This window comes from Sinobacterium norvegicum (genome assembly GCF_923077115.1).
GTDB lineage: Bacteria > Pseudomonadota > Gammaproteobacteria > Pseudomonadales > Sinobacteriaceae > Sinobacterium > Sinobacterium norvegicum.
The window spans coordinates 740,412-754,387 of the sequence record NZ_CAKLPX010000001.1 but is presented as its reverse complement, the minus strand read 5'-3'; the positions used below and the strand labels follow the sequence as shown (position 1 = coordinate 754,387).

11 protein-coding genes are annotated in these 13,976 nt (G+C 51.4%); 9 read left to right on the top strand and 2 right to left on the bottom strand.

The features are described from left to right. Positions 1-9 precede the first annotated feature (9 nt). Positions 10-1,179 (bottom strand): GGDEF domain-containing protein, encoded by a 1,170-nt coding sequence (locus L9P87_RS03260; protein WP_237443244.1) that lies wholly within the window; start codon positions 1,177-1,179, stop codon positions 10-12. 143 nt (positions 1,180-1,322) lie between these two features. Beyond that, positions 1,323-2,162: a helix-turn-helix domain-containing protein gene (locus L9P87_RS03255; protein ID WP_237443243.1), complete on the bottom strand. Its 840-nt coding sequence runs from the start codon at positions 2,160-2,162 to the stop codon at positions 1,323-1,325. A gap of 147 nt (positions 2,163-2,309) precedes the next feature. Between L9P87_RS03255 and L9P87_RS03250 the strand changes: the two genes are divergently transcribed. The 9 genes from L9P87_RS03250 (at position 2,310) to L9P87_RS03210 (ending at position 13,943) form a co-directional block, all read left to right on the top strand. Next, positions 2,310-4,112: an acyl-CoA dehydrogenase gene (locus L9P87_RS03250; RefSeq protein WP_237443242.1), complete on the top strand. Its 1,803-nt coding sequence runs from the start codon at positions 2,310-2,312 to the stop codon at positions 4,110-4,112. A gap of 48 nt (positions 4,113-4,160) precedes the next feature. Continuing rightward, the gene (locus L9P87_RS03245) at positions 4,161-4,622 is read left to right on the top strand and encodes a MaoC family dehydratase (RefSeq protein WP_237443241.1); all 462 of its coding nucleotides are present in this window, start codon (positions 4,161-4,163) and stop codon (positions 4,620-4,622) included. Between the two features lie 59 nt (positions 4,623-4,681). Then, complete coding sequence (locus tag L9P87_RS03240; RefSeq protein WP_237443240.1) at positions 4,682-5,602, top strand: SDR family NAD(P)-dependent oxidoreductase; 921 nt, start codon at positions 4,682-4,684, stop codon at positions 5,600-5,602. A gap of 84 nt (positions 5,603-5,686) precedes the next feature. After that, the gene (locus tag L9P87_RS03235; RefSeq protein WP_237443239.1) at positions 5,687-6,868 is read left to right on the top strand and encodes an acetyl-CoA C-acyltransferase; all 1,182 of its coding nucleotides are present in this window, start codon (positions 5,687-5,689) and stop codon (positions 6,866-6,868) included. Between the two features lie 106 nt (positions 6,869-6,974). Further along, positions 6,975-8,753 (top strand): acyl-CoA dehydrogenase C-terminal domain-containing protein, encoded by a 1,779-nt coding sequence (locus L9P87_RS03230; RefSeq protein WP_237443238.1) that lies wholly within the window; start codon positions 6,975-6,977, stop codon positions 8,751-8,753. A gap of 71 nt (positions 8,754-8,824) precedes the next feature. Then, complete coding sequence (locus tag L9P87_RS03225) at positions 8,825-9,967, top strand: acyl-CoA dehydrogenase family protein (RefSeq protein ID WP_237443237.1); 1,143 nt, start codon at positions 8,825-8,827, stop codon at positions 9,965-9,967. 259 nt (positions 9,968-10,226) lie between these two features. Next, positions 10,227-11,381, top strand: a complete 1,155-nt coding sequence (locus L9P87_RS03220; protein WP_237443236.1) for an acyl-CoA dehydrogenase family protein — start codon at positions 10,227-10,229, stop codon at positions 11,379-11,381. 132 nt (positions 11,382-11,513) lie between these two features. Further along, the gene (locus tag L9P87_RS03215; RefSeq protein WP_237443235.1) at positions 11,514-13,127 is read left to right on the top strand and encodes an acyl-CoA carboxylase subunit beta; all 1,614 of its coding nucleotides are present in this window, start codon (positions 11,514-11,516) and stop codon (positions 13,125-13,127) included. A gap of 9 nt (positions 13,128-13,136) precedes the next feature. Then, complete coding sequence (locus L9P87_RS03210; RefSeq protein ID WP_237443234.1) at positions 13,137-13,943, top strand: enoyl-CoA hydratase/isomerase family protein; 807 nt, start codon at positions 13,137-13,139, stop codon at positions 13,941-13,943. Positions 13,944-13,976: the final 33 nt, after the last annotated feature.

Sequence of the window (13,976 nt, the reverse complement as noted above, 5' to 3'; positions counted from 1 at the left end):
GTCGGAGAATTAAGCGATGACATTGTCAACTATGTGCCAGCCCAACCCTTGTTTTTTCGCCACATACATCGCCGAGTCGGCGTGGTTGGTCAGTTCGTCGGCGCAGTGATCAGACTGTTTAGCAACGGCTATTCCAATGCTGCCGCTGACCTGGAGGTGGTGCTCTTTGTAGTCGACGGGTCTGGCAATGGCCTTGAGCAACCGTTTGCAGACCGCTTGATAGTCATCGTCGCCGCTTAAACCAGAGCTGAGTATGGCAAATTCATCACCGCCGAGTCGGCCAATAATATCATCGCTGCGCAGGCATTGGCGCAGCCGCTGGGCAATGACACGGAGCAATTCATCGCCGGCATTGTGGCCATAGGTATCGTTGACGGCCTTAAAACCATTAAGGTCGATATAAAACAGTACTGCCGGGTTGTGATTATCGTCCTGGCGGCGATGCTGGCTGTTCAGCACCTTGCTCAGTTCAGTATTGAATTTACTGCGATTATAGAGTTCGGTGAGTTGATCGTGATTGGCCAAATGTTCGATGTAGCGATGTTGAAAATCGAGTTCGGCTTTATAGTGGCGGCTGATGGAGTCATTGATTAATACCATCAAAACGATGGCTGTGTAGGCGGCGACTATTGTCAGCGCCACCGTTGCCCGTTCATATTGTGGGTCGACAAGGTTAAAGAATGGAATGATATTCAGTAAATCGGCACCCAGCAGGATGACTAAGTTGATACCGCAAATGTAAAACCAGGTCATGCCTTGGCGGCGTTCGAGCAGGCAAAAAGCCAAAATAGGAGGGACGGTAAGTAATACGGTCGCCGGTGAGTTAAGTGGTCCACTCGAGACCAGCATGGCAATCAGCACAACGGTAAAGAAAGTAGCGACGGTGATATTAGTGTGTAATTCAAAGCGGCCGTTAATTCGTATTGAGATTAACAGGGTGACAAATATCGCGGCAAGGGCGGCAGTCAGACCGCTGCCGAGTCTGACCAGGTGACTGTCGAAGGAAATAGTCAGGGCGATGATTACAGAGGTGAAAATACAGATTAAGCTGTAACTTAACAGCAAGCCGACTAATGAGCGGGTGCGATGAAGAATGTCACCGTCCGGTGTCAGGCTGTCGTGAATAAAGAGATCAAGAAGTATCAGAGATTTTTTCTGTTCTGAGAGGTCGCCATTCATGGTAGCAGCTCTTCTTTTGTTTTTATTCTTTCCATCCGGTCACTGGATGGCGATAGCTAAACGTACCATGAAACAATCAATTAGTCCCTTTTTTTATCTGCCCAGCATTTGGTAAAAACAATAGAATTGTGCGGCTCATCGCCTTAGTAAAATAAGAGTGGGTGGCTGAGGTCTGGCTGGATCAGCGAGCTTAAATCCATCGACTCGTCTTCCGGGTACAGGGTACTAATCGTGAGCTGTGGTTCGGACACATAGGCAGCGGGGCCAATGGCACCGACGGTACTGCTGACACTGAAGAATTTATGCAGGGCGCCGTTGATTTCTGTCTGCACCCGAAAGCTGGCCATGGGTTCAATTTTACTGGCGCGCTGCTTCCAGTCGCTGGGGACGACGGGGAGTTTGGTGAGTCGGTCGTGCATCGCTTGGTCGACGGCTGAATTACTGAATAGCGCCTTTTGTTGCAGCGACATCAAAATAACCGAGAGAGTGTCCTCCCATTGGCTGACATCTTTACCGGCGCCCTCGTGGCTGAATAAAAAATCGTAGTGATTATCCACCTTGTCGAGCATCGCTTTAGGGATGCGGTGTTGAAAAAAGGCCACCCAGGCACGATTGACCATCAGAATGTTGGTCGAGCCATCCATGATGGTCGTGGGGTAGGGGTCGAGGGCTTTGAGGGTGTACATCATCGACTTGCGTAGCCATTTAAGCTCCGGCGAATGAAAGTCGACCTTTTCTTCTTGGGCAGCGTAACCGGCGGAGATAAGCAGGTGGTTAAGGTCGCGTTTGCCGAGGTCTAATACGCGTGCGATATCTAATACCAATGCCTCGCTGGCGCGGCCGCTGCCGTTTTCGAGTCGGCTAATATGTCGTGGCGAGCTATCTAATTTTTCAGCCAGGTCTTCTTGGCTCAAAGAGTGAACGCCTCGCCAAAATTTCAAAAAACGGCCAAAGGCTAGTTCTGGTGCGACTTCTGTCGACATATTCGGAGTTCTCTAGTCAATCATATGAGCGTTAAAACGCAACCGGACATGCGATGTCATGTTCACTGCAGCCTTGTCACTACACAATGCTACTACAGTTGAGAAATCAAAACGAATATGAACGCACCGTCAGACTAGGAATATCCCATGGCAGCTCCAATACTCAATGATCGTGATATTGAATTTATGCTCTACGAATTATTTGATGCCGAGGGCTTGAATAAACGTGAGCGCTACGCCGATCATAACAAAGAGACTTACACCGCAACGATCGATACCGCCAAGGCGATAGCCGAGAAGTATCTGTTGCCAACACGTCAGAAAATAGACTCAAACCAGCCGACATTTGATGGCGAAAAAGTGCAAATGGTGCCCGAGATAAAGGCGGCCTGTGATGCGGTGACCGAATCAGGCTTCGGTGCGGCAACGGCGGATTATGAGATGGGTGGGATGCAGTTACCGCCGATCGTCTCCAGTGCCGCTAGTACCTATATGACGGCGGCGGGTAGTACGGCTTTAGGCTATCACGCGCTGACGGCGGCCAACTCCAACCTCATTAAGGCGCACGGTAGTGCCGAGCAGATTAAGCGCTGGGTCGAGCCGATGGTTGCTGGCCGTTTTTCTGGCACCATGGCGATGACCGAGCCCGGTGCCGGTTCTGGTTTGGGTGATTTGATCACCACGGCAGTGCCCGACAGCGATGGCAACTACCTTGTCAGCGGTAATAAAGTCTATATTTCAGGCGGTGATCACGAACTAACAGAAAACATTGTTCACCTGGTATTGGCCCGAATCAAGGGCGCACCAAAAGGTGTTAAAGGTATATCGCTGTTTATCGTGCCCAAATTCTTAGTCAATGATGACGGCTCACTGGGCGAGCGCAACGATGTCGCTTTAGCCGGCTTGTTCCATAAGATGGGCGGCCGTGCACAGACCTCAACCTCACTCAGCTTTGGCGAGAATGAGGGTGCGGTGGGTTATTTGGTCGGTGAGGCCAACAAGGGCCTGATGTACATGTTTCATATGATGAACGAGGCTCGAATTTTGGTGGGTACCGGTGCTGCTACATTGGCGCTGACCGGTTATCAATACTCGCTGGATTATGCCAAAGAGCGTCCACAGGGCCGATTGGCGTCGTGTAAAGATCCCATGTCACCGATGGTCAATATCATCGAACATGCCGATGTTCGTCGTATGTTGTTGGCGCAAAAAGCCTACGCAGAAGGTGCCTATGCACTGTGCTTGTACGGTACTCAGCTAGCCGATGACGAGCGCACTGCGCCGACGCAGCAAGAACGAGAACATGCGCATCTAATCCTCGACTTCTTAACACCAATCATTAAAAGCTGGCCCTCAGAATACGGCCCCAAAGCCAACAGCTTGGCAATTCAGGTATTGGGTGGTGCCGGTTATACCAATGAATATCCGGTCGAGCAGATGTACCGCGACAACCGTCTTAACCCGATTCATGAGGGCACCACCGGTATTCAGTCTTTAGACTTGTTAGCGCGTAAAGTGCCGATGAACAATATGGCCGGTTATATCGCGTTTGTGGCCCAGATGGAGAAAACCGCTGCCGCGGCGAAACAGCAGGGGTTAACAGAATTTGCCGAGGAGCTGACGCAGGCGATCAGTGTATTGAAATCGACCACCGAAAAGCTGCTTGGCGCAATGATGACGGAAAATATCGATATGGCATTGTCTAACTCGGTTAAATACCTAGAGCTGTTTGGCAATGTGGTCATCGCTTGGATCTGGCTTAAGCAAGGCATGGTCGCCGATAAGGCATTGGCCGCCAAGCCGCATCAAACCGATGAAAACTTCTATCGCGGCAAGTTGCAGGCGATGCAGTATTTCTTCCGCTTTGAACTGCCGGAAATCGGCGCCTGGGCGAAGTTGTTGAACGACCTGGATACCACCAGTTACGACATGAAGGCTGAGTGGTTTTAACGGGCTCGTTGGATTTTTAAAATAAAAAATGAATAAAAGGAAAATAATATGCCCACCATCATAGAGAAGGCTGAGGTTGCACAGTATATCGGCTTCGAGGCAGAGCCAACGCCATGGCACACGGTGACACAGGAACAGATCAACCAGTTTGCAGATTGCACCCTGGATCAGCAGTACATCCATGTCGACCCGGTAAAGGCCAAAGACTCGCCTTTTGGTACCACTATTGCGCACGGATTTTTGACCCTGTCTATGCTGTCTCACTTTGCTGAAAGTTACAGCCTGTTGATCAGCGGCTTCTATATGGGGATTAACTCAGGTTTCGATAAGGTGCGTTTTATCACCCCAGTGAAGGTAGGGAGCCGTATCCGAGTTCATGCCAAGTTTGCCCAAATTGAACAGAAGAAGCCCGGTCAATATCGTGTGATGACTGAGGTGTCCATCGAAATCGAGGGTGAAGATCGCCCGGCGCTGATCGCCGAATGGATTAGTATCCAGATGGTGGCATAACTTTTTTAATCTATTAACACATTATCAACGTATTAAAATAATGCAAAAAGGAAAAAAGAATGACGATTAACTATGACGGCCGTGTGGCCATTGTTACCGGTGCCGGTAATGGTTTAGGGCGTTCACACGCACTTGAGTTAGCTGCCCGTGGTGCCAAGGTCGTGGTCAATGACCTCGGTGGTAACCGCAGTGGTGAAGGGACGTCTTCTGCAGCGGCAGACGAAGTGGTTGCGCTGATTAAAGCCAACGGCGGCGATGCATTCTCCCACGGTGCCAACGTGGCTGATTTCGATCAGGTACAAGACATGGTTAACCAGGCGATGGAGAAATGGGGGCGGGTCGATATACTGATCAATAACGCCGGTATTCTGCGTGATAAATCGTTTGCCAAGATGGAGCTGGCTGACTTTAAATTGGTGATGGATGTTCACCTGATGGGTACGGTCAACTGTATTAAAGCCGTTTGGCAGATCATGAAAGATCAGGACTATGGCCGTATTGTTAATACCACATCGTCCAGTGGCCTGTACGGTAATTTCGGTCAGTCAAACTACGGTGCCGCTAAAATGGCCGTGGTCGGTTTGATGAATACGCTGGTGCATGAGAGTGCAAAAAACAACATTCGTATTAACTGCCTGGCGCCCACTGCCGCCACGCGTATGACAGAAGACATCATGCCAGAAGACTTCTTGAAGCTGCTGACACCGGAGTCTGTCACTGCTGGCGCGCTGGTTTTGTGTGATGAGCACGCAGCGCCTAACGGTAACATTTTGTGCGCCGGTGCCGGTGGCTATGCCAGCGCTACGATCTTTGAGACTGACGGTATCTTCCTTTCAGAGGAAGAGCAGAGTGTCGATGCGGTAGCCGCTCAATGGGACGCGGTGACCAATACCGATGATCAAGTGTCTCCTGAGTCAGGTGCTTTTCAAACACAGAAGTTCTTAATGAAGGCGATGGCCTCATTAGAAGCCAATAAATAAAAAGCCAATAAATAAAAAGCCAATAAATAAAAAGCCTTAGGCAGGTATTAACACCTGCCCTTTTTTTGGATAAAGGAAATCAACATGAAAGAAGCCGTTATTGTCTCGGTCGCACGTACCCCTATTGGCAAGGCCTATCGCGGTGCCTTCAACAACCTTGAAGCCCCATCACTGTCATCTTTTGCTGTGCAAGCAGCTGTTGAACGTGCCGGTATTGATCCGGGTGAAATCGATGATGTTATCTTCGGTGCCTCGTTGCAGCAGGGTTCTCAGGCGGCTAACCTAGGTCGTCAGGTTGCCATGGCCTCTGGTCTGCCTGTCTCTGTCGCCGGCATGAGCATGGATCGTCAATGTTCTTCTGGTTTGATGACGATTGCCCACGGTGCTAAGCAGATTGTGATGGACGGTTCACCGATCGTTGTTGCCGGTGGTTGTGAGTCGATCAGCTTGGTACAAAACGAACACATGAATATGCATAGAATTGTCGACCCGAAGGCGATAGCCCACGCACCGTCAATTCACATGCCGATGCTGGATACCGCCGAGGTGGTCGCTAATCGCTACAATATCTCGCGTCAGCGCCAGGACGAATATGCCCTAGAGTCGCAGTTGCGAACTGCCGCAGCTCAGGACGCCGGCCGTTTCGATGACGAAATTGTGCCCGTGACAGCGACCAAGCTGGTCACCGACCGTGAAACCGGTGCGGTCAGCGAAGAAGAGGTTACCCTGACCCAGGATGAGGGCAACCGTCCGAGTACCAATCTTGAGGGTTTGGCAGGTCTTCGTGTTGTTCGTGAGGGCGGTTCGATCACCGGTGGCAACGCCTCACAATTATCCGACGGTGCTGCTGCCGTGGTGATGATGGATCGTCAACTGGCGGAAAAGCGTAACCTGGCACCACTGGGTGTTTACCGCGGTATGGCTGTTGCCGGTTGTGAACCGGATGAAATGGGCATTGGCCCGATTTATGCCATTCCAAAGCTGTTACAGCGCAACGGTTTGAAGATGGATGATATCGGTCTGTGGGAACTGAATGAAGCGTTTGCTGTGCAGGTTGTTTATTGTGCCGACAAACTCGGTATTCCCTACGACCGTTTGAACGTTAATGGTGGCGCTATTTCTATTGGTCACCCCTACGGTATGAGTGGCGCACGTATGGTCATGCACGCCCTGATCGAAGGTAAGCGTCGCGGTGTTAAATACGTGGTGGTTACCATGTGTGTGGGCGGCGGAATGGGGGCTGCAGGTCTGTTCGAGGTGTGCTAATCAGTGTTGATTAGCCGCCAGAGGCAGCGTGTTGACTGGCGTCAGCACGTTTGCTTGGCGGCAGGGTTGACGTCGAGTTTAAATTGGATTTATTCAGGAGATAATAATGGCTAATTACAAGGCTCCATTACGCGATATACAATTCGTTTTCGATGAAATTCTAGACAGTGAAACGCATTATAAAAATCTACCCGGCTCAGAAGATTTTAGCCTCGAGCTGCGCGATGCCATTTTTAATGAGGCGGCAAAATTTACCGAACATACCCTGTCGCCCTTGCGTCGAGTAGGGGATGAAGAGGGTTGTACGTGGTCAGAACAGGGTGTGACAACGCCTACTGGCTTTGCCGCCGCCTATCACCAGTATGTCGAAGGCGGCTGGCCAGGATTGAGTATGCCGGAGCAATTCGGCGGTCAAAACCTGCCGTTGTCAATCGATTTGGCGGTCAGTGAGATGGTATGTCAAGCCAATCACGCCTGGTCAATGTATCCGGGCTTGAGTGCTGGTTGTCGCGCCACACTGGTTGCTCACGGCACCGACGAACAGCGTGAAACTTATTTACATAAACTGGTTTCCGGTGAATGGACAGGCACTATGTGTCTGACGGAACCACAGTGTGGCAGCGACCTGAGTTTTCTGCGCACCAAGGCGGAAGACAACGCCGATGGCTCTTACGACATTACCGGTACCAAGATTTTCATCAGTTCCGGTGATCATGATATGGCTGAGAATATTATCCATATCGTACTGGCGCGGCTACCGGATGCGCCTGCTGGCACCAAGGGGATTTCACTGTTTATCGTGCCCAAGGTGATGCCTAATGACGATGGCAGCCTGGGCGAGCGCAATACTGTTAGTTGTGGCTCGATCGAGCATAAAATGGGTATTCACGGTAACGCCACCTGCGTATTAAACTTTGACGGCGCCAAGGGCTACTTGATTGGCGAGGCTAACCGTGGCCTCAATTGCATGTTTACCTTTATGAATACTGCTCGTATCGGCACCTCGTTACAGGGTATGTGTCACTCAGAGGTTGCCCTGCAAGGAGCGATGAATTACGCGCTCGATCGTGAGGCGGGTCGCTCGTTGACCGGTGTTAAATCACCGGATCGCCCGGCAGATCAGTTGATTGTTCATGCCGACGTTCGTCGCATGTTGCAGACCATTCGCGCCTTTGCCGAGGGCAACCGTGCCTTCAGTTATTTCTTAGCGCAGATGAGTGACCGTGAATGGCGCAGCGAGGGCGACGATCAAAAAACAGCTCTCGACCTACTGTCGTTATTAACGCCGATTGCCAAGGGCTTTATGACGGAAACCGGATTAGAAGCCTCCAATCTCGGTGTTCAGGTTTACGGTGGTCACGGTTATATTCGCGAGTGGGGCATGGAGCAAAACCTGCGTGATGCTCGTATCTCAACATTGTATGAAGGCACCACCGGTATTCAGGGCTTGGATTTACTGGCCCGCAAGGTGATGTCTGACGGCGGTGCGAACTTTGGTCAATTTGTTGCCATGGTGACAGAAGAAAGCCAACAGATGGCGCCAGAATTCGCCGAACCGTTACAGCAGGCATTGGCTGAATGGGCTGAACTTACCGCCTTGATCGGTGCCAAGACGCAGCAAAACTTGGATGAGTTAGGCGCCGCCTCTGTCGATTATCTGATGTATTCAGGTTATGTGGTGTTGGCGTGGTTCTGGGGGAAAATGGGCACCGTGGCTAAGAATCAGCCCAATCAAGATGCCTTTTATCGCGTTAAGTACGGCACCGCACAGTTCTACTTCCAAAAGCTGCTGCCAAGAACCGCGGCACACAAAGCGACCATCGAGACCGGTGCTGAGGTCTTAATGGCGGTGAGTGATGATGATTTCCGTGAGCTTAATCGTTAAGCTTTAAACAAGGCAGAGCGCTACCCTGTAGCGCTTAAAGTGATAGCAATACAGCGGGAGAGAGTTAGACAATGAGTGAACATAACGAAGAGTTGGCATTGTTTCGCGATATGGTGGTTCGCTTCTTAGATAAAGAAGTGACGCCGAAATATGAGGCTTGGGAGAAAAATCACCTGATTGACCGTGATTTTTGGATGGTGATGGCTGAGGCCGGTTTATTGATTGTCGATATGCCGGAGCAGTATGGCGGTGCCGGTGCCAGCTTCGCGGTTTGCATGATGATTCAGGAAGAGATGAACCACAGGGGCTTCCATGGCCTTAGCACCGCCTATGGCATTCATACCAATATTGTCGGGCCCTATATCAACAACCTGGGCACGGAGCAGCAAAAGCAGCAGTGGCTGCCTAAGATGGCCTCGGGAGAGGTGATTGGTGCGTTGGCGATGACCGAACCCGGTGCCGGCAGTGATTTGGCTGGTATGCGCACCTCGGCGACCCGCGATGGTGATGAGTTTGTCATCAATGGCTCTAAAACGTTTATTACCAACGGCATGCAGGCCGGTCTCGTCGTTTTAGCAGCAAAAACGGATGCCGCTGCTGGTGCCAAGGGTATTTCCCTGTTTCTGGTCGATACCTCGTTGCCTGGTTTTGCCACGGGTAAACAGATCGAAAAAATCGGTCAACATTGTAGTGATACTGCCGAATTGTTCTTCGACAACTTGCGCGTGCCGGCCTCAGCCTTGCTCGGTGAGGAGGGCAGAGGCTTCTTTCATATGATGGAGGAGCTGCCCCGTGAACGCTTAGGTTGTGCGGTACAGGCCGTCGGTCATGCCCAGGGTGCGCTGGATCTCACCGCCGCCTATGTGCAGGAGCGCAAGGCCTTTGGTCAGCAAGTCAGCCAATTTCAAAATACCCGCTTCAAACTTGCCGAGTGTAAAACAGAGCTTGAAATGTCGCGGGCACTGTTGGAAAAACACACGCTGAAGTTTGCCCGCGGCGAGATGACCGGTGAAGACGCTGCGTTGATCAAACTGGCCACGACAGAGATGCAGTTGCGTATGGTCAATGAATGTCTGCAATTATTTGGCGGCTACGGATATACCGATGAGTACCCCATCTCACGTTTTTATCGTGATGCCCGTGTACAAACTATCTATGGCGGCAGCTCTGAAATTATGAAGGAGGTGATTGCCCGCAATTTGTTGGGCCGATAAAAAGTTGCTGTTCTTAACGATAAGCTTTATTGTAATCGCTATGAAAATAGTTGCATATGTCTCGTCGGTGGATGATTCTCACGAATCCCGACATAGACGTATATTTTTTCACCCAATACACAGATGGTGACAGTGTAACCATTGGGTGTTTGTCGTACTATTTGATCAGCCCGATTGGCTGGCTCACTATACCCCTTAGCGTATATAGGGTGTTGTTATGCGGGCAGGCAATAATAATAATCGTTAAGAGTGGTTTCATATGCGTTTTACAGAAGAACACCAGGCAATCCGTCAAACAATTCGCCAGTTTATCGATAAGGAAATCAACCCCTACGTCGAGGAATGGGAGGAGCAGGGCATTTTCCCCGCTCACGCATTGTTTAAGAAAATGGGCGACTTAGGTTTGCTGGGCATTGCCAAGCCGGAAGAATATGGCGGCATGGGGCTGGATTACAGCTACCAAATTATCTTTTCTGAAGAGCTGGGACGTATTCGATGCGGCGGCGTATCGATGGCCATTGGTGTACAGACCGACATGGCGACGCCCGCACTGGCGCGCTTTGGCAGCGATGAACTACGCCAAAAGTACCTGGCCAAGGCGATCCGTGGCGAGGCAGTCTTTTCCGTCGCAGTCAGTGAGCCACAAGCTGGCTCAGATGTGGCAGCGATCAAGACTACAGCCGTGAAAGATGGCGATGACTATGTCATTAATGGCACCAAGATGTGGATTACCAACGCCACTCAGGCCGATTACCTCTGTCTGTTGGTCAATACCGGCGGCGATAATATCCACATGAATAAGTCGTTGGTGATTGTACCGACCAACACCCCGGGTGTTAGTTTTTCTGAGCCGTTGAAAAAGCTCGGCATGCATTCCTCCGACACCGCACAGATATTCTTCGACGACGTACGTGTGCCGCAGGCTAACCTTATTGGCGACGAGGGTATGGGCTTTGTCTACCAGATGCAGCAGTTCCAAGAAGAGCGCATGTTTGTTGCTGCCGGCAACTTAAAAACCATGGAATATTGTATTCAAGACACCATCGAGTACACCTCTCAGCGTCAGGCCTTCGGTAAGCCAATTATTGCTAATCAGGCGGTTGCCTTTCGCCTCAGCGAATTGCAAACCGAGGTCGAGGCGCTGCGAGCACTGGTCTATTGTGCCGTTGAGGATTATATCCATGGCGATGATGTCACTCTCAAGGCCTCGATGGCCAAGCTTAAAACCGGTCGCTTAGTACGGGAGGTGACCGATGCCTGCCTACAGTACTGGGGCGGTATGGGCTTTATGTGGGATAACTCGGTGTCTCGCGCCTACCGTGATACCCGACTGTCTTCTATTGGCGGCGGTGCCGATGAGGTCATGCTGGGTATTATTGCCAAGCAGTTGGGCATTTCCGGCAAGAGAAAGTAGTAAGCAAGCCGTCTATTGGGTGTTGCCTCGGTGAATGCACCCTCGTATTCACCGAGCTATGATAAACACACCAGCAATTCCTTATAACGACAATAGCCGTTAAATAACAATGATTAAAGACAGGTGGCAGTGATGGCCGTGATTGAAACACAGCTGGACAATCAGTCTGAGCAGTTCCACAGTAACGCCGCAGTAATGGCGTCTTCTACCCAGGCATTCAGAGACATCGAGCAGCGGGTGATCGATGCCGCCGAGGCCAAGGCGCCTCGCTATATTAAGAAAGGATTGTTGCCGCCACGAGAGCGTCTCAGCCAGTTGCTGGATGCTGGCGCACCGTTTTTAGAGCTATCGACGCTTTGTGGCTATATGCAGGAGGATGACACCGATGGCTCCGCCGCTGGCGGCGGTTGTATCAGCGGTATTGGCTATGTCAGCGGTACCCGCTGCATGGTCATGGTTGATGACTACCTGACCAAGGGCGGCAGCATCTCGCAGTTGGGCAGTACCAAGCGTCAGCGCATGATGGAGATCGCCCTCGATAATAAATTACCATTGGTGACGCTGGCCCAGAGTGGCGGCGGCAACCTGCAGCAACTGGGTGATTGGTTTGCTTTTTCCGGTGCAGGATTTGCCACCCAGGCGAAGCTATCGGCGGCCGGTATTCCGCAGATTACCGTGGTTCACGGCAGTGCCACTGCTGGTGGAGCCTATCAACCCGGGCTCTCTGATTATGTCATCATGATACGCAAGCAATCGACGGTGTATTTGGCTGGTCCTCCATTATTGAAAGCGGCCACCGGCGAAATTGCCACCGACGAAGAAATCGGCGGCGCTGAAATGCACAGTGAGGTGGCAGGTACTGCCGATTACTTAGCCGAGAACGATGCCGACGGTATTCGTATCGCCCGTGAAGTCACCGCCAAACTCGGCTGGCCTGGCAAGGTCAGCAACACGGTAAAAACAGACTATTTAGAACCTGCCTATGGGGCTCAGGAGCTGCTCGGTGTGGTGCCCGAGGATGCTAAGGTGCCCTACGATGTCCGCGAAATTATTGGTCGTATTGGCGACGGTTCTGACTTTGTCGATTTCAAAGCCGACTACGATATTGGCACGGTTTGTGGTCACATCGATATGCAGGGGTACCCCTGTGGCGTGATTGGCAACAACGGCCCGATTACTGCTAACGGTGCGGCTAAGGCGGGGCAGTTTGTTCAGCTCTGCGAGCAGTCGGGTACACCAATATTATTTTTGCATAATACCACAGGCTTTTTAGTCGGCACCGAATCTGAGCAGGCCGGCATTATTAAACATGGCGCCAAATTAATTCAAGCGGTAACCAACGCCACCGTGCCAAAAATCAGTGTCGTCGTGGGAGGTTCATACGGCGCCGGTAACTATGCCATGTGCGGTCGCGGCATTGGGCCACGCTTTATGTTCGCCTGGCCGCGCACTGTTGTGTCGGTGATGGGGCCGCCGCAGGCGGGCAGTGTCATGCGGACCATTGCGGCGGCAAAAATGGCCAGAGCCGGCAAGGTTGATGAAGCCATGTTGGATGGGCTTGAACAACAGACAATTACCAGCATGGAATCGAAGTCTCACGCGCTGGCTAACACCGCCAGATTGTGGGATGACGGCATCATAGACCCTCGCGATACTCGGGCTATTATTGGCTTTGTGTTGAGTGTCTGCCGCGAGGCGGATCAGCGTTGCGTCAATAGCAATAACTTCGGCATTGCCCGTTTCTAGAGGAGTATCATGATGAATTTACCCACCTGTCAGGAGCTGTTACTTGACACTGATGGCGGTGTGCTAACGATTAGCCTTAACCGCCCAAAGAAACGCAATGCAATGAACAGTGCACTGGTCAAAGAAGTGATGGCAGTATTCGATGCGGTGGCAGATGACCGCAGTGTTCGAGCCATTGTGATACGCGGTGAGGGCGGTCATTTTTGCGCTGGTGGTGATATCTCTGGCATGAACAGTGACGCGCAGGATGAGGCCACTGCGGCGAAAGCGGTATGGGATTTTAACCGGGTCTTTGGTCACATGATAACTAAGGCTAACAGCGCACCTCAGGTGGTGATTACCCTGTGTGAGGGTTCGGTATTAGGGGGTGGCTTTGGGCTGGCCTGCATCTCTGATGTTGCGATAGCAGATAAAAAAGCAAAATTCGCCATGCCGGAAACTGGGCTGGGCATTATTCCCGCACAAATTGCCCCGTTTGTGGTGACACGGATCGGTTTAACCCAGGCGCGACGTTTGGCGTTGTTGGGAGAGCGTATCAATGGTGAGCAAGCACGACAATTAGGCATTGTGCATTTTGTCACCGACGGTGCTGAAGCCATGACAGAAAAATTGCAGATGGTATTAGCCAGCGTAAGGCGCTGCGCACCGGAGGCCAATGCGATGACCAAACAATTGATGTTGCAGGTGGGCCATGTCGAGCAAGAGGCGTTACTCGATCAGGCCGCCGATCTGTTCTGCGATTCTATGCGCGGCCCGGAGGGGCAAGAAGGGACTAGAGCGTTTTTAGAAAAACGCCTGCCAGCATGGGCAGAGTAAACGCTACCCGCTTATATTTATCGTGGTAAACGA